At 42.8% G+C, this 26368-nt stretch carries 24 protein-coding genes and 1 other annotated feature; of the genes, 4 read left to right on the top strand and 20 right to left on the bottom strand.

The genetic code is table 11. The annotated features are described in order from the left end of the window. Nucleotide 1: 1 nt before the first annotated feature. Nucleotides 2-1363 carry an FAD-dependent oxidoreductase gene (locus BUB93_RS02585; RefSeq protein WP_073269508.1) on the top strand — a complete coding sequence of 454 codons (1362 nt, stop codon included), beginning with the start codon at nucleotides 2-4 and terminating at the stop codon, nucleotides 1361-1363. Nucleotides 1364-1446: 83 nt separating this feature from the next. Further along, the gene (locus tag BUB93_RS02580) at nucleotides 1447-2190 is read left to right on the top strand and encodes a peptidylprolyl isomerase (RefSeq protein WP_073269507.1); all 744 of its coding nucleotides are present in this window, start codon (nucleotides 1447-1449) and stop codon (nucleotides 2188-2190) included. Between the two features lie 98 nt (nucleotides 2191-2288). Here the strand turns inward: BUB93_RS02580 and argF are convergent, their stop codons facing one another. The 15 genes from argF to BUB93_RS02505 form a co-directional block, all read right to left on the bottom strand. Then, nucleotides 2289-3281: an ornithine carbamoyltransferase gene (gene argF / locus BUB93_RS02575; RefSeq protein ID WP_073269506.1), complete on the bottom strand. Its 993-nt coding sequence runs from the start codon at nucleotides 3279-3281 to the stop codon at nucleotides 2289-2291. A 20-nt stretch (nucleotides 3282-3301) separates the two neighbouring features. Then, nucleotides 3302-4537 (bottom strand): arginine deiminase, encoded by a 1236-nt coding sequence (locus BUB93_RS02570; RefSeq protein ID WP_073269505.1) that lies wholly within the window; start codon nucleotides 4535-4537, stop codon nucleotides 3302-3304. A 122-nt stretch (nucleotides 4538-4659) separates the two neighbouring features. After that, nucleotides 4660-4926, bottom strand: coding sequence for a Veg family protein (locus BUB93_RS02565; RefSeq protein ID WP_073269504.1), 267 nt, complete (start codon nucleotides 4924-4926; stop codon nucleotides 4660-4662). Between the two features lie 218 nt (nucleotides 4927-5144). Continuing rightward, nucleotides 5145-6215, bottom strand: a complete 1071-nt coding sequence (gene leuB, locus BUB93_RS02560; protein WP_073269503.1) for a 3-isopropylmalate dehydrogenase — start codon at nucleotides 6213-6215, stop codon at nucleotides 5145-5147. Between the two features lie 40 nt (nucleotides 6216-6255). Further along, nucleotides 6256-7830, bottom strand: a complete 1575-nt coding sequence (gene cimA / locus BUB93_RS02555) for a citramalate synthase (RefSeq protein ID WP_073269502.1) — start codon at nucleotides 7828-7830, stop codon at nucleotides 6256-6258. After that, nucleotides 7827-9350, bottom strand: coding sequence for a 2-isopropylmalate synthase (locus tag BUB93_RS02550; RefSeq protein WP_073269501.1), 1524 nt, complete (start codon nucleotides 9348-9350; stop codon nucleotides 7827-7829). Before BUB93_RS02550 ends, cimA begins: the two co-directional genes overlap by 4 nt. A gap of 82 nt (nucleotides 9351-9432) precedes the next feature. Further along, complete coding sequence (gene ilvB / locus BUB93_RS02545; protein WP_073269594.1) at nucleotides 9433-11091, bottom strand: biosynthetic-type acetolactate synthase large subunit; 1659 nt, start codon at nucleotides 11089-11091, stop codon at nucleotides 9433-9435. A 25-nt stretch (nucleotides 11092-11116) separates the two neighbouring features. Continuing rightward, nucleotides 11117-12772, bottom strand: a complete 1656-nt coding sequence (gene ilvD, locus BUB93_RS02540) for a dihydroxy-acid dehydratase (RefSeq protein WP_073269500.1) — start codon at nucleotides 12770-12772, stop codon at nucleotides 11117-11119. Between the two features lie 15 nt (nucleotides 12773-12787). Next, on the bottom strand, nucleotides 12788-13789 hold the full coding sequence (gene ilvC, locus BUB93_RS02535) for a ketol-acid reductoisomerase (protein WP_073269499.1): 1002 nt from the start codon (nucleotides 13787-13789) through the stop codon (nucleotides 12788-12790). Between the two features lie 82 nt (nucleotides 13790-13871). Beyond that, nucleotides 13872-14127: a binding site (T-box leader), on the bottom strand. A 114-nt stretch (nucleotides 14128-14241) separates the two neighbouring features. Beyond that, nucleotides 14242-15195, bottom strand: coding sequence for a 3'-5' exoribonuclease YhaM family protein (locus tag BUB93_RS02530; RefSeq protein WP_143159044.1), 954 nt, complete (start codon nucleotides 15193-15195; stop codon nucleotides 14242-14244). Between the two features lie 11 nt (nucleotides 15196-15206). Then, nucleotides 15207-15521 carry a hypothetical protein gene (locus BUB93_RS02525; protein WP_073269498.1) on the bottom strand — a complete coding sequence of 105 codons (315 nt, stop codon included), beginning with the start codon at nucleotides 15519-15521 and terminating at the stop codon, nucleotides 15207-15209. A 120-nt stretch (nucleotides 15522-15641) separates the two neighbouring features. Further along, the gene (locus tag BUB93_RS02520; protein ID WP_073269497.1) at nucleotides 15642-16262 is read right to left on the bottom strand and encodes a TetR/AcrR family transcriptional regulator; all 621 of its coding nucleotides are present in this window, start codon (nucleotides 16260-16262) and stop codon (nucleotides 15642-15644) included. A gap of 115 nt (nucleotides 16263-16377) precedes the next feature. Beyond that, a complete protein-coding gene (locus BUB93_RS02515; protein WP_084116855.1) occupies nucleotides 16378-17580 on the bottom strand; it encodes a S1C family serine protease in 1203 nt (400 codons plus the stop codon). Between the two features lie 16 nt (nucleotides 17581-17596). After that, the gene (locus BUB93_RS02510) at nucleotides 17597-18379 is read right to left on the bottom strand and encodes an MBL fold metallo-hydrolase (RefSeq protein WP_073269496.1); all 783 of its coding nucleotides are present in this window, start codon (nucleotides 18377-18379) and stop codon (nucleotides 17597-17599) included. A gap of 120 nt (nucleotides 18380-18499) precedes the next feature. Continuing rightward, nucleotides 18500-19756, bottom strand: a complete 1257-nt coding sequence (locus tag BUB93_RS02505; protein ID WP_073269495.1) for a UDP-N-acetylglucosamine 1-carboxyvinyltransferase — start codon at nucleotides 19754-19756, stop codon at nucleotides 18500-18502. 170 nt (nucleotides 19757-19926) lie between these two features. Between BUB93_RS02505 and BUB93_RS02500 the strand changes: the two genes are divergently transcribed. Together BUB93_RS02500 and BUB93_RS02495 are read left to right on the top strand one after the other, a co-directional pair. Next, nucleotides 19927-20880 carry a DnaD domain protein gene (locus tag BUB93_RS02500; RefSeq protein WP_073269494.1) on the top strand — a complete coding sequence of 318 codons (954 nt, stop codon included), beginning with the start codon at nucleotides 19927-19929 and terminating at the stop codon, nucleotides 20878-20880. Continuing rightward, nucleotides 20877-21857 (top strand): ATP-binding protein, encoded by a 981-nt coding sequence (locus BUB93_RS02495; protein WP_073269493.1) that lies wholly within the window; start codon nucleotides 20877-20879, stop codon nucleotides 21855-21857. Before BUB93_RS02500 ends, BUB93_RS02495 begins: the two co-directional genes overlap by 4 nt. 37 nt (nucleotides 21858-21894) lie before the next feature. On the opposite strand, the gene BUB93_RS02490 is transcribed toward BUB93_RS02495, so the two are convergent. From BUB93_RS02490 to BUB93_RS02470, 5 genes are all read right to left on the bottom strand, one after another. Next, nucleotides 21895-22935 carry a G5 domain-containing protein gene (locus BUB93_RS02490; RefSeq protein ID WP_073269492.1) on the bottom strand — a complete coding sequence of 347 codons (1041 nt, stop codon included), beginning with the start codon at nucleotides 22933-22935 and terminating at the stop codon, nucleotides 21895-21897. 248 nt (nucleotides 22936-23183) lie between these two features. After that, nucleotides 23184-23954, bottom strand: a complete 771-nt coding sequence (locus BUB93_RS02485) for a TatD family hydrolase (protein ID WP_073269491.1) — start codon at nucleotides 23952-23954, stop codon at nucleotides 23184-23186. Nucleotides 23955-24001: 47 nt separating this feature from the next. Next, complete coding sequence (locus BUB93_RS02480) at nucleotides 24002-24625, bottom strand: ATP-binding cassette domain-containing protein (RefSeq protein ID WP_073269490.1); 624 nt, start codon at nucleotides 24623-24625, stop codon at nucleotides 24002-24004. Next, complete coding sequence (locus BUB93_RS02475; protein ID WP_084116853.1) at nucleotides 24609-25391, bottom strand: ABC transporter permease; 783 nt, start codon at nucleotides 25389-25391, stop codon at nucleotides 24609-24611. The genes BUB93_RS02480 and BUB93_RS02475 overlap by 17 nt, the downstream gene beginning before the upstream one ends. Further along, nucleotides 25366-26355, bottom strand: coding sequence for an ABC transporter substrate-binding protein (locus BUB93_RS02470; protein WP_073269489.1), 990 nt, complete (start codon nucleotides 26353-26355; stop codon nucleotides 25366-25368). Before BUB93_RS02470 ends, BUB93_RS02475 begins: the two co-directional genes overlap by 26 nt. Nucleotides 26356-26368: the final 13 nt, after the last annotated feature.

The raw sequence follows: 26368 nt of genomic DNA, 5'->3' as shown, positions 1-26368 counted from the left end.
AATGAAAGTGTTAGTAATAGGCGGTGTGGCAGGAGGTGCCAGTTTCGCTGCGAGATACAGAAGACTGGATAAAAAATCTGAAATCACAATAATCGATCGTGGAGAATATATATCCTTTGCCAATTGCGGCCTCCCTTATTATGTTGGTAATGTAATCGATGATAGGGCCAAGCTTTTTGTACACACTCCTGAATCCATGAAAGAAAAATTCAATATCGATGTAAAGATTAAAAACGATGTCCTTAAGATAGACCCTTCAAGGAAAGTAGTCTCTGTAAAAAATCTCCTTACTGGAGATATTTACGAAGAACCCTATGACAAGCTGGTGATAGCCACAGGCTCTTCTCCACTTAAACCTCCCATACCGGGAATCGACGGCAACAATATCTTTACACTTTGGACCATACCCGATACCGACAAAATCAAAAATCATATCGAAAAGACTTCCGCCAAGAAAGCAGCTGTCATAGGGGGCGGTTTCATAGGCATTGAGATGGCCGAAAATCTCCACGCACTGGGAATTGAAGTCTCCATAATTGAAATGGCAGATCAGGTAATGGCTCCTCTTGACAAGGAAATGTCTGAATATTTGCATGCGCACCTGAAAGACATGGGCGTAAATTTAATTTTGGAAGACGGAGTCAAGGAATTTCTGCCAAAGGAAAACAAAACGGTGGTAGTAACTTCAACCGGGAAAAAAATCGAAGCCGATCTTATAATTCTTTCAATCGGCATAAAACCAAACAGCTTCCTTGCAAAGGATGCTGGGCTTACTATAGGGCAAAGAGGTGGAATTGTGGTGGATAAAGCCATGGTCACTTCAAATCCAGATATTTATGCAGTTGGGGATGTTATAGAAGTTGAAGATTTCGTCAACAAAGTCCCCACTATGATACCTTTAGCAGGTCCAGCCAACAAACAGGGCAGGATAGCTGCAAACAACCTCGCAGGGATAGCCGACTATTACAGCGGAACTCAAGGCACTGCGGCAGTGAAGGTCTTTGAGCTTATAGCTTCCTCCACGGGAACCAACGAGAAAACTCTTCAGAAACTTGGCAAAGTAAAGGGGTCTGATTACGAAATTATAAAGATCGATGCATCAAACCATGCAGAATACTACCCCGGATCTCAGACTCTTCATATAAAAGTGATTTTTTCATTGTCTGACGGCAAAATTCTAGGCGCCCAAATAGTAGGAGGCGATGGCACGGACAAGAGAATAGATATCCTCGCAACAGCTCTCAGGCTTGGTGGAAGGATTAATGACTTGAAAGAATTGGAACTTGCATATGCTCCTCCTTATTCCACCTCCAAAGACCCCATAAACATAATCGGCTTTATATCCGAAAAATTTTTCGATTAAAAGCTTAAACTTTGGAGGATTTCTGCGGAAATCCTCCATTTATGTTATAATACTATCTGAATACTTAATCACAGGAGGAATATATGAGCAAAGTTTTAGCAAACGTAAATGGGAAGTCCATAACTGAAAATGACCTTGATTTTCTATTAAGCACGATACCACCACAACAGGCAGCGGCATACTCTAATCCCGAAGCAAAGCAAGGTCTTTTGGAAGAGCTTATCGCCCACGAATTATTTTATTTTGAGGCTTTGGACAACAACATCGAGGAAGACGAGACCTTCAAAAAAGAACTTGAACTTACAAAAGAGAAGCTTATCAAAAGCTACGCAATCAGCAGCTATCTTATGAAAGCAGAGGTTACCGAAGAAGACGCTAAGGCTTTTTATGACGAGAACCCTCAAAACTTTAAAGAGAACCTACAATACGGCGCAAGCCATATACTGGTAGATACAAAGGAAGAACACGACGAAGTCTTGGCTGCGATCACATCGGGAGAATCTTTCGAAGATTTAGCTCAAAAGCATTCTAAATGCCCTTCAAATGAGAAAGGCGGAGATCTTGGTTTCTTTGCCAAGGGACAAATGGTCAAGGAATTTGACGATGCCCTTGAAGCAATGGCTGTCAACGAAATAAAAGGCGATGTAAAGACTACATATGGCTACCACATTATCAAGCTCACCGATAAGAAACCCGAAAACACTCTAGCATATGGTGATGTAAGAGATAAGATTAAAAACTACCTGCTTCAAGGAAAGCAAAACGACATGTTCGTAAACAAGGTGGAAGACCTTAAAAACAAGTACAACGTAGAATATATAAAATAATATACAATACGAAAATTATAGCCTCTGAAGATATTTGATATGCTCCTCTTGTAGTAGAGGGTGGCATGTTCATTGTTCTTCAGAGGCTTGTTTTATCGCTATAGGCTCAACGTGGCACACATCACTGCTTTGATTGTGTGCATCCTGTTTTCAGCTTCGTCAAAAACCTTTGAATGGCGGCTCCGGAAAACCTCATCCGTAACTTCCATTTCCTTTATTTTAAACTTTTGGAATACCTCCATTCCTGTTTCTGTTTCTAGATCGTGAAAAGCGGGAAGACAGTGAAGAAAAATCACATTGTCGTTTCCGGTCTTTTTTAACATCTCCATATTTACCTGGTAGGGACCCAGCAGCTTTATGCGCTCTTCGAACTGATCCTCTTCTCCCATGGAAACCCAAACATCTGTGTATATCACATCGGCATCCTTTACGCCTGATTCAATATCGTCCGTGACAGTAACTTTCCCTCCGTTTGTTTCGGCAAGCTCCTGCATCTCTTTAATCAGATCAGCATCCGGATACAGCTGCTTTGGAGCGACCGCAACGAAATCCATGCCCATTTTCGCCGCGCCGATCATCAATGAATTAGCCACATTATTTCTGGCATCTCCGGCGTACACAAGCTTTACTTCTCTAAGAGGTTTCGGGACATTTTCCATAATCGTTAAAAAATCAGCCAAGATTTGGGTGGGATGGTACATGTCGGTTAAACCATTCCAAACCGGAACGCCTGAGTGCCGGGCTAAAAGCTCCACAGTTTCCTGTTTAAAGCCTCTAAATTCGATACCGTCGTAAAATCTTCCCAACACCTTGGCAGTATCCTCGACAGACTCTTTTTTGCCCATCTGACTATTGGTTAGAAATGTTACGTTGGCTCCCTCGTCAAATGCGGCAACCTCGAAAGCGCAACGGGTTCTGGTGGATGTCTTTTCGAAAAGAAGTACTATGTTCTTTCCCACAAGCAGATCTCCCTTTATCCCCATTCTTTTTTTTGCCTTTAAATCCCTGGACAGCTCCAAGAGATAGCCTATCTCTTCCTGGGTGTAATCCTTTAATGTCAGCAAACTTCTTCCCTTTAAATTCAACGGCATCTAAGCCACTCCTCTCCTTGCTATATTGATTCTCTGTATAACGGCATGCTCATGCACCTTGGGCCGCCCCTTCCCCTTACAAGCTCTGAAGCTTCAAGCTCAATTACATCTATCCCGTTTTTTCTTAAAACCTTGTTAGATACTTCGTTTCTACCGTACGCCATAACCCTTGCCGGCGCTATCGCAAATGTATTGGTGCTGTCGTTCCACTGCTCCCTGGCAGCAATTATGGGGTCTATCCCTCCGCTTGGAATAAGGCTGACCCAATCCAGCTTCAAATGCTTTTTAAGTCCCGTCTCCAGGTTTTTCTCCTGCTTATAGCAAAGCCTTCCTGTTTGATTCTTCTCAACTGTTATTACGTTAATTCTGTCCAATATACCTGGATAAATGGTAAATTTATCGTAATCAACCATGGTAAAAACAGTATCGAGATGCATATAGGCCCTCACCTTTGGTATCTGTATGACCAGAAGCTTTTTTATGTGGGTGTCTTTTTTCAATAGCCTGTCCGCAAGCATCTCGATGCCCGCCACTCCGGTACGCTGGCTGCAGCCCACCGCCAATGTGTCCTCAGACAAGACGAGAACGTCTCCACCTTCCACGCTGTAGGGGTAATCCTGGCTGTAATAGGGCTCTTTTCTTATATCGTCGAAGATCTGATGGTTATCGTATATAAGCCTTAAAAACAAGCTCTCCCTCTTTCTGATGGGAGTGCGCATGGAGCCTATCGCTATTCCCTCTCCTATTACAACGGCGGGATCTCTCATGAAATACAAGTTAGGCAGCGGGTTTATATAAAAGTAATGATCTTCTTTGATAAAATCAGATAATGACTTTTCTTTTTTAAAAGCTCTGATATCCTCTTTTGATATTCCACCTATAAGAAATTCGGCAAATTCATCTACTGATTTTTCTTTTAAGAAATCATACAAAAAATCTTTAACAGGCTTGTCGCAGGTTTCGCTTTCTTCCAAGACATCAGCCAGGATTTTGTCTCTTACATCATCAATTTTGAATACATCCTTTAAAAGCTCTTCTACATAAAGAACTTCGACACCTCGGCTTTTAAGCTCACCGGCAAAGCTGTCGTGCTCCTGCCTCATGCGAGAGAGCCATGGAATGTCTTCAAAGAGGACTTCCGACAAGTGTTCAGGAGTTATTCGCTCAAGCTCCGTGCCTGGCCTATGCAGCATGACAGATTTTAGGATTCCAATCTCGGAATTGATATTAAGCGTCTTGCCCTCAGGCTGAACCATATCGTGTCCCCCTAGCAATTTCTAATTTATTAATATTTTTAGTATAAACTCTTTACTGGAATTCTACAATAGCAAAATATCCGGATTTTGGACATAAAAAAAACTGTATCAGATACAGTTTTTTATCCATAAACTATGCTTTCATCATTTTCACACAAAGTAAGCTCCACATTGTGCGTCAGTAAATCTGAGTAGCAAAAAGACATCTTCCTCGGATTTCTGTTTTCTTCCTCTATCTTTATCACAAATATGCTTGGGTAAATCCCCTCGATTACTCCTTCTTTGACCACGACTCTTTTTCTGCTCTTGTTTGCCTGTAACCTTACCCTGTGACCTACATAGTGTTCCAATCCCTCTTTAATCTGGTTAAGAGTTAGCTTGTTATTCATTTAATCACCTCGGTTATTTGCTGAACTGATTATAACACATATATTTCACCTTGTCAAATTTACTATTTTAACAACAATGTCTTCAAGTGTCAATATGAAATACAAATATATTTAACATGGATTTAAAAACACTGTATACAGTTTTAACAAGAAAAAAGACTGAGCACAAGCTTTGACATCAACCTTATGCTCAGTCTAATTATTTTAGCGCGTCATTCTTAAAGATAGGATTTTACAGCAGCTGTCATTTCAGCTGTGGAAATTACCTTTTCCCCTTCATTTGCTATGTCTCCGGTTCTATAGCCTGCGTCAAGAGCTTTAGTTACTGCTTCTTCTATGCAGTCAGATTCTTCTCCAAGTCCAAATGAATACTTCAGCATCATTGCCATTGAAAGAATTGTCGCTAAGGGATTTGCCTTGCCTTGCCCTGCAATATCCGGCGCAGAGCCGTGTACGGGCTCATACATGCCTTTGTTGTCTCCACCCAGGCTGGCACTTGGAAGCATGCCTATAGACCCTGTAATCATGCTTGCCTCGTCCGAGAGTATGTCTCCGAACATATTGGTGGTGACTATTACGTCAAACTGCTTTGGATCCCTTATCAGCTGCATGGAAGCATTGTCCACATACATGTGATCCAAGGAAACCTCATGGTAATCTTTTGCAACCTTTTCTACAGTCTTTCTCCAAAGCCTTGAGCTCTCAAGGATATTTGCCTTGTCCACGCTCATGACTTTCTTTTCTCTTTTCATTGCCATGTCAAAAGCTACTTTAGCTATGCGCTCGACTTCCTTTTCGGCATATATTTCAATATCGTAAGCTGCCGGACCCATATCAGTGTCCTTAAAGCCTCTGTCTCCAAAATATATTCCGCCTGTCAGCTCCCTGACGACGCATATGTCCAAACCATCTTTTATTATCTCAGGCTTTAAGGGACAGGCATCCTTCAATGCTCCGAAAAGTATTGCCGGCCTCAGGTTCGCAAAAAGTCCCAGCTCTTTTCTCAGTCCAAGAAGCGCCGCCTCAGGTCTTTTTTCACCGGGCAGATCATCCCATTTAGGTCCTCCTACCGCACCAAGCACGACTGCGTCGCTCGCCTTGCAGACATCCAGTGTCTCTTTTGGCAGAGGATTCTCGCAATCGTCATAGGCACAGCCTCCCGCCAAAACTTCAGTATAGTGGAATCTATGTCCGTATTTTGCTCCCACCGCATCCAGTATCTCCAAAGCGGAGTCAACCACTTCAGGACCGATGCCGTCTCCTTTTATAACAGCTATTTTATAATCCATTTTTTCCTCCCAAATAATAAATTGGCTTCTAAAACCCTTGTCACTTCTGCTCCAAATCTTTGATTAGCTTGTACTCTATAGAGTCTACAAGGGCACCCACACTGGCTTCGATGATGTTCGTAGAGACTCCTATCGTGCTCCAAAATTCCTGTCCGTCTGTCGAGTCGATTAAAACTCTTACCTTTGCAGCAGTATTCGCTCCATCCAAGACCCTAACCTTGAAGTCCACCAGGTGAAAATCCTTAAGGTTTTCATAGAATACCTCCAAAGCCTTTCTGATCGCCTTGTCGATGGCATTGACAGGTCCGTTGCCCTCGGCAGCTGTCATTTCCTCTCTGCCCTTTACTATGACCTTGATCAGCGCAGAAGCTGTACAGTCATCTTCTCCCTGTTTTTCCTCTTCGATTATCTTGTAATGGTCCAGGATGAAAAATGGCGTGTATCTGCCTAAATGCTTTCTGATCACCAGGTCGAAGGAAGCTTCCGCTCCCTCGAATTGATAGCCTTCGTGCTCCAGCCTCTTGAGCAGATCCAAAATCTCCTTTGTTTCCGGGGAATCTTTCGTCAAGCTTGGATCCACCTTCTTGATCCTGCTGATTATGGTGTTTTTTCCCGAGACCTCGCTCATGATGAACTTTCTATCGTTTCCAACCAGCTCGGGATCGATATGTTCAAAACTGCCCTTTGCCTTGATTATGCCGTCAACGTGCATTCCACCCTTGTGAGCGAATGCGTTGTTCCCAACATATGGCATTGAATGATCTAATGTCAGGTTTGATATCTCTGCGATGTATCTGGCTGCAGTGGTCAGGTTTTGAAGGTTTTCTTCCGGTATGCAGTCATAGCCTCTTTTAATCTGCAAGTTAGGCACTATAGTTGACAGGTTCGCATTTCCGCACCTTTCTCCTATTCCCAAAAACGTCCCTTGAACTTGGTTAGCGCCCGCCTCTACTGACATAATGGAATTTGCAACAGCCATTCCTCCGTCGTTATGACAATGGATTCCCACATCAACTCCGAACTCTTCTATCACTTTCTTAGTGATTTCATAGATTTCATCGGGAAAGGCTCCCCCGTTTGTATCGCAAAGGACCAGTGCCCTAGCTCCCGCATCTACTGCTGCTCTCAATGTGCTTAATGCGTACTCGGGATTGTTTTTATAACCATCAAAAAAGTGTTCAGCATCAAATATTACTTCCTTCTCTTTTGATACCATATAGCTTATCGTATCTGCAATCATATTCAGATTCTCTTCAAGGGTCGTCCCAAGAACATCAGTAACGTGATAGTCCCAGGATTTGCCGAATATGCTGATGGCAGGAGTATTTGCAATAAGCAGATTATTGACGTTTTGATCCTCAGCAGCATTAGAGTTTTTCCTTCTTGTGCTTCCAAATGCTACGAGCTTGGAGTTTTCAAGCTTCATGGTGTTTATCTTTTCGAAGTATTCCCTATCTTTTTGATTGGAACCCGGATTACCCGCCTCTATGTAGTCAACCCCCAGGCTGTCAAGCTCCAAGGTTATCTTGATTTTGTCATCTAAAGAAAAGCTTATTCCGCTTCCTTGGGCTCCGTCTCTCAATGTCGAGTCAAATATTTCTATTTTCCTGCTCATTTATCATCACCCTTTTGATCTTCCAAAACCTTGTTTACCGCTCCTAGATAAGCATTTATGCTGGATTCCACTATGTCTGTGCTCAAGCCTCGCCCAGTATACATCTTCTCACCAAAGCTCACTTTGACGACTGCTTCTCCAAGAGCATCCGTTCCCTCAGTGACTGCCTGCAGCGCATAGTCCTCAAGCTTTATCTCCAAATCTATGAACTTGGAGATTGCATTAAAGGAAGCATCTACCGGTCCATCTCCCGTAGCCACTTTTTCGACCTTTCCATCTTCGCACTCCAAGGTGACTACTGCTGTTGATGTTATGGTGTTGCCGCTGTTGATGACATATCTGTCCAGTTTATAGGCTTCGGTCAATTCGATCGCTCTTTTTGCGACGATAGCTTCAATATCCCTGTCATAAACCTGCTTTTTCTTGTCAGCCAAATCTTTGAACTGCTCAAATGCAATGTTCAGCTCTTCTTTAGTAAGCTCGTAGCCCAATGTTTCGAGCCTCTCTTTGAAGGCATGCCTTCCAGAATGCTTACCCAAAACCATTTTGCTCTTTGAAAGACCTATAGTCTCCGGCTTCATAATCTCGTAGGTGTTTTCATGACTTAACATTCCGTGCTGATGAATTCCTGATTCGTGAGCAAAAGCATTGGCTCCAACGATAGCCTTGTTGGGTTGCACGTGCACTCCCGTTATCATTGTAAGGAGATTGCTGGTCTTCATGATTTCTCTGGTATTTATACCAAAATCACAGTTGTATAAATCTCTTCTTGTATCCAGTATCATTACAAGCTCTTCAAGGGCGGCATTTCCCGCACGCTCTCCGATTCCGTTTATGGTGCACTCGAACTGAGTCGCCCCCGCTCTAGCCGCAGCCAAAGTATTTGCAACTCCAAGACCCAAATCGTTATGGCAATGTACAGATATTATAGCTTTGTCCAGATAGTCTGACCTGATTTTTATTTCATTTATGAAATTATAGAATTCATCCGGAGTAGTGTATCCCACGGTATCCGGTATGTTTATGACCTTCGCTCCGGCTTGGATAACCTTGTCGAAAATCCTTGCCAAAAATGCGGGCTCGCTTCTAGTGGCGTCCTCAGCAGAAAACTCTACTTCAGGCGCAAAGCCTGCAGCGTAAGATACCATTTCTTCCGCTCTTTTAATGACATCCTCAGGGTCCATCTTGAGCTTATACTTCATATGGATGTCTGAAGTAGCTATAAAGGTGTGAATCCTTGGATTTACTGCATTTTTGACGGCTTCCCAGCCTTTGTCTATGTCATTTTTCACGGCTCTAGCCAATACGGCCACGCCTGAGTTTTTTATCCCTTCGGCTATGCTCTTTACCGATTCGAAATCCCCTGGCGAAGACGCAGCAAATCCAGCCTCTATAAAGTCCACATTAAGTTTCTCCAACTGCTTTGCCATTTGCAGTTTTTCCTTGTTGTTCATGCTACATCCGGGAGATTGCTCTCCATCACGCAGCGTGGTATCGAAAAATATTATTCTTTTCCCCATTTTCTCAGCTCCTTCCCCTGGAAATCCTCCAGTTGAAAAATCAACCCTTTTTCCGAAGAAAAAGAGTCTGACTTTTAATGCTTCAATATGTCTCTGTTATAAGCTCGTCGATTGCTTCCCCCGGGGGAACCATCGGCATTACGCAGTCGTCTTTGCTAATTTTGCACTCGATAAGGACGGGCTCTTCGATTTTGCCAAGTCCTGAAATGACTTCTTTCAAAGACTCTAGGTCCTCCACTTTGCTTGCCTTTATTCCGTAAGCTTCTGCAAGCTTAATATAATCTACATCCTCGCCAATATCGGTTTCCATATATCTTTTATTGCTGAAGAGCTTTTGCCACTGTCTGACCATTCCCAACGTACTGTTGTTTATCAATACGATCAAAACAGGAATCTTGTACTTCGATATGGTCACAAGCTCGTGGCAACTCATCCTGAAACCTCCATCGCCAACAAAGAGTATTACGTTTTTATCCGGATTTCCCACCTTGCTTCCAAAGGCCGCGCCTAGACCAAAGCCCATGGTGCCAAGGCCACCGGATGTCACGAATTGAGTCTTACCGTTAAAATCCCAGTACTGGGCGGTCCACATTTGATGCTGCCCCACGTCTGTAACTACGATATCCTCCCCGTCAAAGTTGCCGTTGATCGTTTTTATGATGTTTTTTGCTCCAAATGCCCCCGGTGATGACTTGTCTTCCATCTTCCAGCTTTGAATCTGCGCGAACCACTCTTCTCGTGAATTTTCTTCAAGGTGGTTGTAAATGCTCTCAAGAGACATCTGTACGTCGCATACATGAGAATAGAACGAAGGCATGTTCTTGTCGATTTCCGTTTCGTCGATGTCTATATGGATGATCTTTGCTCCCGGAGCAAATCTATCCTTTTTCCCTATTACCCTATCACTAAATCTCGCTCCGATTGCAATTATAAGGTCGCTGTTGGTCACCGCAAAGTTTGCTTCCCTGAAGCCGTGCATTCCTACAAGTCCTAGAGACAACCTATGTTTTCTAGATATGCTGCCCAGGCCCATGAGGGTATTTACTACCGGAATTGAGTTCTTCTCCGCCAAGCTGACTACAGCTTCCTGAGCCTTTGATATCTTGACTCCTCCTCCGGCATATATGACCGGTTTCTTGCTCTCGTTTATAAGTCGCGCTATCTTTGCCGACTTCCTATCTATTTCAGGATCCGGCTTGCATATCTGATCATCTTCCACAAAGCAGGACACAAACTCGCCTTTGCCCATAAAAACGTCTTTTGTAATGTCGATCAAGACAGGGCCTGGCCTGCCGGACTTTGCTATATTGAAAGCCTTAGTTATTGCATTTGATAGCTGACTTATATCTTTTACCAGCATGTTGTACTTTGTTATAGGCATGGTAATACCGGTTATGTCGATTTCCTGGAAAGAATCTTTTCCAAGAAGACCGGATGCCACCTGCCCGGTTATGACCACCAAGGGAACAGAATCCATGTAGGCGTTTGCTATGCCTGTCACGGTATTGCTGGCCCCCGGACCGGATGTCACCATGCATACCCCTATTTTCCCTGTGGTCCTAGCATAAGCATCCGCCCCATGAACAGCGTTTTGCTCATGGGCGGGCCTTATTATATTAAACGTATCCTTCTCGTCGTACAGGGCGTCAAACAACGGGATTACCGCACCGCCTTGATATCCGAATATCGTATCTACCTTTTGTTCTTTTAAGCACTCAATGACAATTTGCGCTCCCGTCATTTTAGTCACAAGACCACCTCCTGTGTTATTTCACGATTGCGCCGGTGGAAGCCGAGGTTACCATGTCCGAATATCTTTTCAAACACCCTTTAGCCTGCGGTGATTTTATCGCCTGCTTTTGTTTCCTTTCTTCCAGCGTCTTATCGTCAACTTCAAGTTCCAGCTTTCCGTTTATGATATCTATATTGATTACGTCACCGTCTTCAACAAGTCCGATGATTCCACCTTCGCTGGCCTCTGGAGACACGTGTCCGATAGCCGCTCCTCTTGTCCCTCCGGAGAATCTTCCGTCAGTTACCAAAGCGACGTCCTTATCAAGTCCCATTCCCGCCAAGGTGGATGTAGGGGTCAGCATTTCTCTCATGCCGGGACCGCCTTTAGGTCCTTCGTATCTGATGACCACGCAATCGCCCTTTTGAATCTTTCCTGCAATGATTGCTTCAACAGCCGCTTCTTCACAGTCAAACACCACCGCATTGGTGGATTTTTGCATCATTTCCTTAGCCACGGCAGACTGTTTTACAACTGCTCCGTCAGGAGCCAAGTTTCCTCTAAGGACCCTTATGCCTCCAGTTTCGCTAAATGGCTTGTCTATATCGGCTATGATTGTATTTCCCTTTTTTTCTCTTCCCTTGTAGAGCTCACCTATCTTCATAGCGCTTGCTGTAATCAAGTCTCTGTTCAGGAGGTTCTTTTTGTCGAGTTCGTTCATAACCGACATTATACCTCCGGCAGCGTATAGGTCCTGAATGTGATAAGGTCCTGCCGGGCTCAATCTGCAAAGGTTTGGAGTTTTAAGACTGATTTCATTTATCTTGTCTAGATCGAACTCCACTCCCGCTTCATTTGCAATGGCAGTAAGGTGAAGAACTGTGTTTGTAGAACAACCCAGGGCCATGTCTACAGTAAATGCATTTTCAAAAGCCTCCGGTGTCATGATGTCTCTCGGCTTGATGTCTTTTTCCACGAGTTCCATTATCTTTATGCCGGATGCCTTTGCAAGCCTTTTTCTGTCCGAATATACTGCCGGTATTGTTCCATTGCCAGGAAGTGCCATTCCAAGAACCTCGCTAATGCAGTTCATGGAATTCGCAGTGAACATTCCCGCACATGATCCGCATGTTGGACATGCGTTGTTTTCAAGCTCTAAAAGCTCCTCTTCGCTCATGTTTCCTGTCGTCACAGCTCCTACGCCTTCAAATACCGTTATCAAGTCTGCAGCATCTCCGTTGTATTTTCCCGCAAGCATAGGCCCGCCGCTTACAACTATTGCCGGCACATTTAATCTGGCCGCAGCCATAAGCATGGCAGGTACTGATTTGTCGCAGTTTGGAATCAACACGATTCCGTCAAGCCCGTGGGCTTTTACCATGATTTCGATGCTGTCTGCAATCAGCTCACGGCTAGGCAGGGAGTATCTCATCCCCTCGTGATTCATAGCAATACCGTCACACACGGCGATGGTGGGAAATTCCATAGGCGTTCCCCCTGCCATTAGCACGCCTTTTTTAGCTGCTTCAGCAATGCTTCTGAGCTCTATATGTCCAGGTACTATCTCATTAAAGGAGTTCGCTATCCCTATTAGCGGCTTGTTGATCTCAATATCGCTATAACCGCTTGCTTTCAGCAGCGATCTGTGGGGAGCTTTTGATACTCCGCTTTTCATGCTTTCACTGCGCATCTATTTCACTTCCTTTTATTCTTCTTCAGATTTAAGCCAAGGCATCATTTTTCTAAGCTTCTTGCCTACAGTCTCTACTTGGTGCTCGCTTTCGATTCTTCTCTTTGCCAAGAAGTAAGGTCTGTTTACGCTATTTTCAACCAACCACTCTTTAGCAAAAGTTCCTTCTTGGATCTCTTTAAGCACTTTTTTCATTTCTTTTCTTGTCTCATCAGTTATGATCCTGCTTCCGATTTTGTAATCTCCATACTCGGCAGTATCACTGATGGAATATCTCATTTGGCTGAATCCTCCTTCAGCTATAAGGTCTACGATCAGCTTCATTTCATTGACGCACTCAAAGTAAGCACTCTCAGGTTGGTATCCTGCCTCAACCAAAGTTTCAAACCCTGCCTTCATAAGCTCTGTCACGCCTCCACAAAGAACTGCTTGCTCTCCAAAAAGATCTGTCTCAGTCTCTTCTTGGAACGTCGTTTCCAAGATTCCTGCTCTTGCTCCACCAACTCCTGCCGCATAAGAAAGGGCAATGTCCAAAGTGTCGTTGCTTGGGTCTTGATGAATCGCTACCAGGCAAGGAGTTCCTTTTCCTTCTTCATACATCCTTCTAACGATGTGTCCAGGTCCCTTAGGCGCGACCATGAATACATTGATGTCTTTTGCAGGAGCTACCTGGTTGTATAAAATGTTGAATCCGTGAGCAAATGCCAGGTACTTTCCACTGGTAAGGTTAGGTTCGATGGACTCCTTGAATATTGCAGGCTGCTTCTCGTCATTAACCAAAAGCATTATTACATCTGCAGCTTTTGTTGCGTTTGCAGCAGTATCCACTTTAAGACCAGCTTTTTCAGCTTTCGCCCAAGATTTGCTTCCTTCGTATAGTCCAACAATTACATCCACGCCGCTTTCCTTAAGGTTCAGCGCATGTGCGTGTCCTTGACTTCCGTAACCGATAATCGCTACCGTCTTTCCTTTTAAAGCATCCAAATTACAATCTTGTTCATAGTACATTTTACTCATCTTTTGTTTCCTCCTGTTTATAAATTATTAATCCTTGGATTTGGTAAAAAAAAATCTTCCGCCTCTACAAGTATGTCATACTTATAGGGACGAAAGATATTATCTCGTGGTACCACCCTAATTCACAGCCTAAGTCGCTGTCTCGTTGTCGGATCTGCAAAATCTGCCCAATCCTTATCCCTTTATCGGTGGATTCCGCTTCAACCTACTAAAATCAGCTTTTTTCAGTCAAAGTGCTCGAAAGTGAGTATTGCATACCGCCTTGACACCGGTTTTCACCAACCACCGGCTCTCTGGGTCAAAAACTATGGTATTTTTCTCTTCGTCATCGCATTTTTATTATTCCATATTAGAAATAATTATAAACCTATACTCAAGCTATGTCAATACATTTTTTATCATCGCTATGCTCTGTTCCCATCTGATCAACCAAATCGTCTGGGGGCTCGAGGTTATAAATCGCTTTTGTACATGTGCCTTCCTTCCAGCGTCATGCTCTTATCTGCAAAGCTTCCCTTTTCAGCATCCTTAAGGACTTTGCCCATGGCATACATCCTAGCGTCGATAAGATCGATGTAATGCAACAGCTCCGCTTCGGGAATCAGTGGTTTTTTGGGACTTCCGTACTCTGGATGGTAGTGATGAGCTAATATCATATGCTCCAGCAACAGCTTGACCTCTTCATCGATTCCAAGCGTTGACGCCGCCTGGTCTATCTCCTTGATTCCCTGAATGATATGTCCCAGGAGCTTTCCCTCCTTGGTGTAGTCGTCAACTATGCCCAGCTCTGTAGAATCCATCTCGTCCACTTTTGATAGATCGTGAAGGATGACTCCCGCATATAATAGATCCTCATTTATAAAATCATATACAGGCGAGATTTTCTGTGCAATTTTAAGCATCGTGACAATATGGTATAAAAGCCCTGACTTTATCGCATGATGGTGGGTTTTTGCTGCAGGATAATATGTCAGCTTTTCTCTTTTTTTCTCCAGAAGATGTCCCGTTATTCTTTTAATGTCACTGTTTTCAAAGCTCTCTATTGCTTTTTCCAGATAAGCGAACATCTCTTCCGGAGCCTGGGGGGCAGACTCAACGAAGTCTTCAATCCTCACCTCATCGTCTTCCTTTAGCCTTCTGATTTTGTTGACTCTCAGCTGCAACCTGCCGTTGAATTTCTGTACAAGGGCATCTACTGCAACTACTTCACCGCTCTTAAAGGAAGTCATCTGGGGATCTGCATTCCAAAGCTTTGCACTGGCTTCGATTCCTTCAGTGTCTCCAAGCATCATATCAAGATACAGGGAATCGTTTTTCGCCTTCTTCAAATCAACGTTTTTTATCATTAAAAAGGTGATTATGCTCTGTCCGTATTCCATATCTTTAATAGGTATAATTTCAATCATCTAAACACTCCTTATCGGATTAGTAATCCTACAATGCCCAATATGCTTAAAAAGCTGAGGTAAAACAATTTGCGAAACAAGGGATTTGAATTTTTGTAAAAACCCAAAGCACCCAACGCGCCGAACCAGGCAAAAGCCGGATTGTACTCCTTTAAAAAGTATAATCCGCAAAGAGGGGTTAGCCAAAGGTATGGGTTCCTGAACATCAAGCTTTTTGCCTCTTTGTATTTTTCTTTCTTATACTTGTCTTGTCCTTTGTTTTTCGATGTGCTCGCATTATTTGTGTTTATTCTTTGATGCGATTTTCTTTTTTTGCCCTTTGCCATGATTACGCTCCTTCATATAAAAATTGCTCTTATAATTCTAACCTATCGCAATGCATCTTACAAGCATCCTAACGACACAAAATCCCGTTTTATTCCACGGGATCTGGTTTTTTATAAATATCACCTGTTTTCGATGCCCGATTTGAGCATGTCAATCATGCCGTCCACCAGGTTGAAGACTTGATCTTGCTCTCCTGTATCGAAAAACTCCATAAAATCATTTGATATGGAGTTTCCCAGCTGAAATAAAAAATAGGCTGCCATATCGAGGTTCACATCATCCCTTATGTCTCCACGTTTCATCCCGAGTTCCAACATGGTTTTGTAAATTGCCATGCCGTCTCCCTTTTTTTCGTCCAGCACTTCATTATATATTTCCTTGCCCGAATCGTTAAGCATATAATATCCTATCTTTGCAAGTTGAGGATTCTCTTTGGCAAACTTAATTCCGCTGGAGTATATGTCCCGCAAGAGTTCAAAAAAATTCATTTCAAATGGGTTTTTCAACGCAGGCGTCAGATAGCTGATTTTTCTTTTATAGATTTCATCTATTAGATATTTGTATAAATCTTTTTTGTCTTCAAAATACTGATAGAAACTGCCTTTAGCTATCCCGGATTTCTGGACGATCCTATTGACGCTTGACTGCTTATATGGATGAGAAGAAAACTCATCCAGGGCAGCCTGATATATCTTCATCCTTTTTTCTTCAGATAAGTTGTAAAAGGTTTCTTTTGGCATATGATTCCCCTACCTCATGACCACTAAGTCATTTTAATAAGTAAAGTATATTCCTGCAACCAGCCTTTGTCAAGACAAAGAGCCCCTTCGGGGGCTCTTCATATCACGCAATCTATTAATTCGCTATCTCTGCCGAGAGTTCCACGCTTACAGTGTGGGTTTGTCCCTTTCGTTCATAAACAACCTCTACGAACTGCCCCGGTTGTTTGGCATAGAGTATTTCTCGGAGTTTGAGCATGGTGTTAACTTCTTGTCCGTCGATCTGGATTATGATGTCATTTTCCAAAAGTCCTGCTCTAGCGGCTCCGGAACCCTGCTGTACCTCCATGATCAGTATGCCCCTTTTCAAGGTTATGTCACTGTTTCCAAAGTAACGCACGATTTCCCTGTCCAAACAGCTTATCCCCATCACAGTGGGATTAAACTCTCCATTTCTAATTATCTGATTGATTATAGGTTTGGCTACATTGATAGGTATCGCAAAACCCATGCCTTCTCCGGTGTCGATTTTGTACGTATTTATGCCTATTACTTCTCCGTTTCTATTTAACAGAGGCCCTCCGCTGTTGCCGCTGTTTATGGAAGCATCCGTTTGAATAAGGTCCTCAGCAATGCTCGATGGACTTATCATTATGCTTCTGTTAAGAGCGCTTATAATCCCCGAGGTCACCGTCCTTTCAAAAGTAAGACCCAAGGGGTTCCCAATTGCCACCGCCAGCTCTCCAACCTTCAAATCATCTGAATCTCCCAAGGCTGCAGTGGGAAGATTGTTTGCTTCTATTTTAATTACCGCAAGATCAAGGTCAGCATCTGCCCAAATTTTCGTTCCTTCATAGGACGTTCCGTCTTTTAGGGATACCGTTATGCTTCTTGGATTGTCTGTGACCACGTGCTGGTTTGTAAGTATGTATCCATCTTGTGTCACTATTACTCCAGATCCTATTCCCGTCTGCTCGAATTGCTGATAGAACCTGTTTTGAGCAATTTCCACCGTAGTGATTCCTACCACTGTAGGCGTGACAAGTTCCGCCACAGCCTCTACGGTAGTTGGTGGATTGTCCTGGGTATTTATTATCTGCTGCACGTTTCCTTGGTTGCCTATGAAGTTTCCTTGGTTATTTGTATTTAGATCCAAATAAGACAAGGCGATATACCCCATGATTACACTCCCTACCACGGCTCCCGCAAGTCCTGCAGCAAAGTACTTAAGGCACGATTTATCGTTTTTTTCTTTTTTCAACGGTTTTAAATCATTTTGGTATTCGTAATGGCTTTCTTCTTCATTGTTGATGCCGAGTTTATCTTCTTCTCTATCCATTGCATTTCACCTCTGATTATAAATTGTAGATATTTCCTGGAGAAAATCTGCAGGCTACCTCTACACAGACGCAATCATCAAGCTTGTGCTCCCGAAGCTTGTTGTTGGTGGTTTCCATTGCCAGCTGAGGAAAATTGTTCTCCTCGCTCAAATGGGCAAGAACCACCTTTTCCAAGCCTTCAACGGCGAGTTTCACCACGGTATCGGCAGCACATTCATTAGACAAGTGCCCCTTGTCTCCTGCCACTCTTTTTTTAAGAAAATATGGATATCTTCCTGCCATGAGCATGTTCACATCATGGTTTGATTCCATTACAACCAGATCGCTCCCCTTAATGCTCTCGTAAATATATTCATCCATCATCCCAGTATCTGTGACTATGCTCACCTTGGTTTTGTTTGAGCTTATTGAAAAGCCCACCGGGTCGGCAGCATCGTGATGAATTGAAAAGGCTTTGATTATCAGATCTTCAATTTCAATCGGCTTTTCATTTTCAAACAACCTTATGTTGTCATCTTTGACCTTTCCTATCTGATCTTTGACTGCATTCCAAGTGCCTTCGTTCATGTAAAGGGGGATGTCGTATTTTCTTGACAGCACGCCTATTCCCTTGACATGGTCTGAATGGTCGTGGGACACTAGGATGCCTTTGATCGTATTGATGTCGGATTCTATCTGTTTTAAAGCGGTAGATATTTTTATCCCGCTTAGTCCGGCATCTATCAGGACTCTTCCGTGGCTTCCTTCAACGTAAAGGCTGTTGCCGCTGCTTCCGCTGTATAAACTGCAAAATTTCATCCTCTTGCCTCCAATATCCTCTTATGACGAATTTTCGACAGCACAGGATTCTGTCCTTTCATCATAGACAAATTTTCTTAAACAAAGCTTAAAACAGGCCCCTTAATCCGGGGCCTGCCTTCAGTCTCTTATTCTAATGATATTAGCTCCCAAATCAAGAAGCTTTCTTTCCATATTCTCATATCCTCTGTCCAAGTGCTTAAGCTCCGTCACCTCAGTTTTGCCGTCCGCAACCAGGCCTGCAATTACCATTGCCGCTCCAGCTCTGAGGTCAGTAGCGCTTAGAGTGGTCCCTGAGAGTTTTTTTCTTCCATTTATCATGGCTGCTCGTCCGTTTACAAGTATCTCAGCTCCCATTTTGATAAGCTCGTCTACGTACTTGAACCTGTTTTCAAAGATACTCTCCGTAATGGTCCCTGTGCCTTCCGCCATGCACATAAGCACAGCCATCGGTTGTTGCAAGTCCGTAGGAAAACCTGGGTAGGGTAAAGTCTTTATGTTTACAGCTTTTAGAGGTTCCTTGCCTATCACTCTTACCGCATCATCATGCTCTATAATCTCAGCTCCCATTTCCATCAATTTCGCCGAAATGGACTCCAAGTGTTTTGGTATCACATTCTTGACCAAAACGTCTCCCTTTGTGGCAGCTGCAGCTATCATATAAGTGCCTGCCTCAATCTGATCCGGTATTACCATGTATTCACAACCGTGCATCTTTTGTACACCGGTGATTTTTATAACATCTGTTCCAGCGCCTTTTATGTTCGCTCCCATCAAGTTCAAAAAGTTTGCAACGTCGACTACATGGGGTTCCTTTGCAGCATTTTCAAGCACCGTTACCCCTTTGGCTTTAACCGCAGCCAACATGATATTTATGGTGGCTCCTACGCTGACTACATCAAGATAAATCGGAGCTCCTATCAGTTCATCAGCCTCTGCGCTGATTATCCCGTGTTCAAGGCTAACCTTTGCCCCCAAAGCTTCGAATCCTTTGATGTGCTGATCTATAGGCCTGACTCCTATGTTGCAGCCTCCTGGAAATGGAATGACAACTTTTTTAAATCTCCCCAACAATGCACCTATTAGGTAATATGAAGCCCTCATTTTTTTTGTTTCATCATCCAGCATCTCGAATTTTTCCACGTTTTCCGTGTCAAATATCACGGTATTCCCGTTTTCTCTTTCCACTTTGGCGCCCATTCTTCCCAATATGTCAATGAATCTGTTTACGTCTTTTATATTTGGCAGGTTTTCAAGCCTGCATACTCCTTCAGACAAAATCACCGCCGGTATCAATCCCAACGCCGCATTTTTTGCACCTGCTATCGTAACTTCTCCATTGAGCGGATGTCCGCCCTCTATAATCAAACGATCCATGTTTAACTTCCCTTCAATTGAAATCTTTCTCACTGGGATGCATTATATCATATTTTTATCCAACTTAAAACACAAAAAGATAGCCATGCCCCTCGTTTATAACATCTCGAGATTTCTCAGTTATATGGTATAATGATTTAGATAACTTTTTTTAAGAAGGTGTGTGTTAATTGAACCATTTTGAGATGATTCGAAACAACGACGATCTTTCAGTAACTCTGATTGAAAATATTTTCATAAATCACTATATGCCAAAAGCTCCTGGGGATTTTGTGAAAGTCTATCTCCTTGGACTAAAGTATTGCCAAAGCAACAGCCTGTCTGCTATCAGCGACAAGGTCATCGCTAAAAGCCTCAATCTGCTTGAAAGCGACGTTATAAAAGCATGGAGATATTGGGAATCAGAGGGAATAGTACAGGTGGAATCTCCAGCTGGGGAAAATACCAGAATCAACTACTTTAACATCGCATCCTTGATGCTGGAAGGGAAAAAGCTTCCATCCAAAAAAACCGAAGAAGATAAAAGCAAAAATCTTACCCGCGAGATGTTCAAGGCGGTGGAGTACATGTTTGCACGACCGCTCAGCTCCAAGGAGCTTCAAACAATAAACAGCTGGCTGGAAGATTTGTTCTTTACCCCGGAGCTTGCAACTCTTCTTGTAGAGTACTGTATCGGAAAGCAAAAGAAGGACTTCAACTATATGAACAAGGTCGCGCTTTCATGGTACGATAAAAGCATCAGGACATACGACGAGGCATTGGCCCACATCGACTCTACCAATACGAAATGGGCCAATTATTACAAGATAATGCACTTTCTCGGTTTCAACCGCCAGCCCTCCAAGGCCGAAACCGAATATATGGACAAATGGCTTGATGATTACAAGATGCCTCTTGAGATGATATTTGAAGGATGCAGAAAAATGACAGGATTAAACAAGCCAAACTTTCGTTACCTCGACACGGTTTTAAAAAGCTGGCATGAAAAAGGCTACACGAGCCCCGATCAAGTTGTAGATGACAGACCGGCCACCAAGCAGTCTCCAGATCAAAAGGATTCCAAATACGATTACGATCTGATACAAAAAAAATTGCGAGAAAAAATGTGGAGTGATAAAAAATGAAAGACCCTATTTACAATGACACCCTGATAGAATTCAACGAAAAGATACTGCGGCGCAAGCGCATACACAAGCAGCGCATCGACGACCTATACAAGGCCATGCCCCAGCTGAAGTCTCTCCATGACGGAATAAACAGAGCGGGGCTCAAGCTAGCTTTGTCCTCAATTCCCGGTGAGAGTCATAAGAATCTTGAAAATATTAAAAATGAGATAGCTTCCTTAAAAGACGACGAGCGCTCACTTCTTCAATCCAAGGGATATCCGGAGGATTATCTCCAATACAAGCCTGCATGCAAGGTCTGCATGGATGAAGGATATGTGGAAGGGAAAAGATGCAATTGCTTCAATAGCCTGTTAATAGAAAAGTACTACGACCAGTCCAACCTTAAAAACATTCTCTCCAAAGAAAATTTTGATACCTTCAAAATGGATTACTATTCGGGGGACAAAGGACCATATCCTGTTTCTCCGAAGCTTCAGATGGAAAAGATCCTTCTTGAAAGCATCGACTTCGTAAAAAATTTTGGCGAGGAAAGTCTCAACCTTTACTTTTTTGGCGATCCCGGGTTGGGAAAGACATTTTTATCACACTGTATCGCCAAGGAGCTTCTTGATAAAGGTTACGTGGTTATATACCAGACCGCTTCTGAAATCATGGATATCGTAAGGAGAAGCAAGTTTTCATCCAATCCTGAAGCATATCAAAATCACCCCGCAAGCTATCTTTATACCTGTGATCTTTTGATCATAGACGACTTGGGCACCGAAACCCTCACCGAATTTGCCAATAACGAGCTTTTTACCCTCATCAACAAGCGTTTAAAGGACAACAAAAAAATGATTATTTCTACGAACCTTTCAGTTAATCAGCTTGAAAAACGCTATTCAACCAGACTGGCCTCAAGAGTCATTGGAAATTTTCATTTCCTTGAATTTTTTGGAGAAGATATACGCATGAAAAAAGCCGACATTCTTTAGTCGGCTTTTTTAGGTTCAATTATTTTTTTATTTATTATCAATCCAGTACATAGACCTTCAAAGTCCTTCTTCCGAATCTTATGGCTTCTTCATGAGTGTTGAAGTATATGTCTATCCTGTTCCCTTTTATGGCTCCGCCCCGGTCTTCAACCACGAAAATCCCTCTGTTGGAATTTCCTCTGAAATGGGGTATGTAAAATTCTGTGCCGAAGGAAAACTGAGTGGATGCTGCAATGGTATGATTTGCTCTAGTCCTTGCCCCGCTTGCCGTGACAGTTCCGTTTCCCGGACCGGTGCACTGTGAGCAGGAACAATATGCTGTTGCAACTACATACAACGTCTGGTCAAATCGGGTCTGTCCCCTTGAAGTGGCAATATATACGTTAGTTCCTACCTCCTGAATCTCTTCAACAGGCTCTTTTTCCATTTTTTCTTCAACAACGGTTCTGCTATATTCTTCTCCATCGTGATAGACCACCTTTTCCGTAATGCTTCTTAGTCCGTCTTTTCCTTTTTGGACGGTATTTACTACGCCCTTATCTAAAGTTTGATTGTTTCTAGTTACTTTGCTGTATTTAACCGGTTGTTCTTCTGTTACGACTTCTTCCACTACCCGAGTAATCTTTATTTCCCCGCTGAATTTCTCGTCGATCTCATCCTCTGGATTTGGGTATACCATGTCCAGATTTTCCAACCTTAGCCCCAGTTGGCTTATTATCTTGTCCACTTGCCGCTGGGCGGTAAAGAATACATATTCCTTTCCATCTGCAGTTACGGTTATCTCCTTTGCTCTGCTGATTCTGATCTCCTGTCCGTTTTCCAAGGTGTCGGTCAATGGTTGAGAAATCTCATCCATCTCCCCCAAACTGATTTCATTTTCCAAAAGCGCATCTTTTACGCTTTTTTCTCCTCTGAATGTATATTCGATAGTTTTTTCTCCGTCTACTATTGTTGCCAATCTTTCAGTTGTTTGGAAGACGATAAATGCTGCTGACATTGCCAAAGTTAGCAATGCGATGATCAAAAGATTACGGCCGCCTGACCATGCCTCCTTCAATCTCTTTAAGTTAACATTCATTTTTTACCTCCTAAAAATTTGAACCTTGCCTGCATATAACAAGCATTTGACGCACACTCCCGTCAAATATGAGACATCATACCCCAAAAAAACTTTTTTGTCAAACTTGTTACTATTTAGTTACTCATTATTTACACTTTGTATATATTTATGAGGGTTTTGCTATTGACATTTTCGAAAAGCTTTACGTTTACATCTCAAGAGAAAACGATATCTTTAGCAATTAAAAAATGAGCTGAATTTTCAGCTCATCTCTTTATCTTTTCGAACACTTCAAATGTATTTATTTCAACATGCTCCATTAGCTTTTCGAAGGTAATCTCTTTTATATCCGCAATTTTTTCTGCAACATATCTTACGTAGCTGGGATTGTTTGTCCTGCCTCTGTAGGGAACCGGCGTAAGATAAGGACTGTCCGTTTCAACCAGTATTCTGTCCAATGGGGTGTTGGCGGCAACCTCCGGAAGCTTTCGAGAGTTTTTAAATGTCAATGGTCCTGAGAGGGATATATAATATCCCAAATCCAGGTACCTCTTTGCCATCTCCCAGCTTCCTGAGTAGCTATGCATTACGCCTCTGACCTTACCTTTAAAGGACTCTAAAATATTGTATGTATCCAGGTGGGCATCTCTTGAGTGAATTATTACGGGCAGCTCTTTTTTAACGGCAATCTCCATCTGCCTTTTAAAAACCTCTCGCTGAATCACCCTTGGCGAATTGTCGTAGTAATAATCCAACCCAATTTCACCTACAGCAACTACCTTTTCATAATCTGAGTTTTGTATTATGAAATCGTAAAACTCTTCATCTGCCATCTGAGCATCATGGGGATGGATTCCAAGCGCTGCATACACTACTTCAAATTCCCTAGAAATCATCAATGCTTTTTCAGCGGATGTTCTATCATAGGAAGGATTTATTATCAGCTTTCCTCCCTCTTTTTTGAAGTTTTCTATTACTTCATTTAAATTACCCTCATATGCTTCATCATCCAGATGAGCGTGTGTATCTATAAGCATTATTCGCCTCCATAAGTGTTGCTTATTGTGTTTATGTTCCTACAAAATCACTTTATTTTGATGATCTCTGAAGGTTTTCCTTCTATAATATAGTGTTCATCTCCGAGATAGTCTGCTTCAGCCATGTTGTGTGTTACAAATACTATCGTTTTGCCCTGCTTCCTTTGAAGTTTTTTTATGTCATCCATCATCTGCCTTTTCAGTTTTTCATCGATTCCACTAAAAGGCTCATCCATTAAAATCAAATCACCTGGATAGGCAAATGCCCTGGCAATAGAAACCCTTTGCTTCATGCCGCCACTTAGTTGAGCCGGATAAAAATCTTTTTGTTTCTTCAGCTCAACAGATTCAAGTACCTTAGAAATCACATCATCGATCTCCCGTCCATTCATCTTTTTATCCAGCACAAACCTAATATTCTCAGACACCGTCAAGTGGTCAAGAAGCCTAGGCTCCTGAAATACGTACGCGACCCTGCTTTTGTCCACGCCGCAGACCAGGCCTTCGAATTCAGAGTCGATTCCTGATAAAATATTTAAAACAGTAGTCTTTCCAATTCCTGATGCTCCGGAAATCACGGTTATAAGTCCTTTTTTTATATATATGTTTATTCCGTTAAAAATCGTCTCTCCATCATATTTCTTAACCAACCCTTTAATTTCTATATCCATATCCCACCATCTTGCTTCTTTTTTCTATAAGACCTTTGACTCCCTTCTCCATCAAAATGCTCAGTATGATAACCGTCGCAGTCCAGGCAAAGAGCTCTGTGGTCTCAAGATATATTTTTGAGTTGTAAATCATCCTTCCCATGGCATAAGGGGCAGAGGATAACAGCTCCGCAGTTACCGTGCTCTTCCATCCTAATCCTATTGATATGGATAGCCCGGAGAGTATATATGGGCTTAAGTGAGGCAAATATATATTTCTCAAAACGCTCAGCATGTCCACTTGGTAAACCTTTGCCATTTCTAGCTTCTTCGAGTCAACCGTGCTCATACCTTCGAAGGTATTAGACCATATAGGCGGAAAACAAAGCAAAAAACAAACCGCCACAGGAGCAAGGTTCTCATCAAACCAAAGTAGGATTAGGATGCTGACTGACACCACGGGTATCGCCTTGACAAGACCAATCAGCGGCTCGATAAGATATAATAGCTTCCTATTGAGAGAGCTTGCGACTCCTAATACAATGCCTGCGCCCATGGACAGTCCTACCCCAGCGATTATCCTCGCCACTGTCGTTCCCACAGCCAAACGAAAAACCTCCTTGGGCATAAGCTCCAACAAGGTCTTTATAGTCTCCCTCGGCGAGGGCAGAATCAAGCTGCTTGAAACCCTTGCAGCTCCAAATTCCCATATCAATAAATAGAATCCAATAACCAAGATAGTCCTGATTTGCTTGCTCATTTTACTCTGAGTAATAGAATTCATCATCCGGCAACGCACCTCCGACTGATCCCGGGTTGAATTCAAACAAGATTTTATAATAAGCTTCCAAGCTTTCCCTCGCTTCAGTTGCCTTAATATATACTATATTGCTTCCGCCAATAGCGTTTTCTGCTATTTTTTCCTGTGGAAGTATCCCCTGCTCCACTATCAGTGCGGCAGCCTGTACAGGATTCTGATTAACATAATCAATGGATTCCTCGTATTTTTCAAGTATATAGGATAAGGCTTCCGGATATTCAAGGGCAAATTCCTTTCTTATTGAAATACAGCCCATTGGCAGGCTTTTCCCTTGCGTAGCCTTCTCCCACTCTACTGTCAAGTCCAGCACTGTTTTTACCCCATCCATGTTCATAAGGGTAGATGTGACGAATGGTTCCGGTAAAACAACGACATTTCCCTTGTCTTGTGAAAACTGAGTCGCCGCCTCTGCATGCTCCTGATAAAACCTTATGTTTACATCCTCGTCTGGATTTAAGCCATTATTATCTAAAATATATCTTAATATATACTCCGGAGTAGCACCTTGACCTGATGAATAGATGGTTTTGCCTAAAAGATCGGAGATAGAATCTATCTGCGTCTCTTCACCCGACAAAATGTATAGCGTTCCCAAGGTATTTACAGCTCCCATCAGCACCCCACCTTCAGTCCTGTTGTATAAAACTGCTGCAAGATTAGTAGGCATAGCCGCAATATCCAAGCTGCCGTTTATAATATCGGCGCTTATTTGGTCCGGAGCTGTATAGATCTTAAACTCAAGCTTTGCGTTCTCTCCAAGATCCAGCCCCTCATCCATTAGCTTTGCCGCTCCCATACCGGTAGGACCTGCCAAAAGTCCCATGGTGACCGTCTTTTCATCTTCTATAAGGTCTCTTTGTCCACATCCAGCTGTAAAAACGGAAAGTATCAATGCGACAATCAATATCAGTATCAGTTTTTTTCTTTTCACTTTTTTGCCTCCG

Source organism: Alkalibacter saccharofermentans DSM 14828, from assembly GCF_900128885.1.
Classification (GTDB): Bacteria; Bacillota; Clostridia; order Eubacteriales; family Alkalibacteraceae; genus Alkalibacter; species Alkalibacter saccharofermentans.
This window is presented reverse-complemented; position numbering and strand designations above follow the sequence as displayed.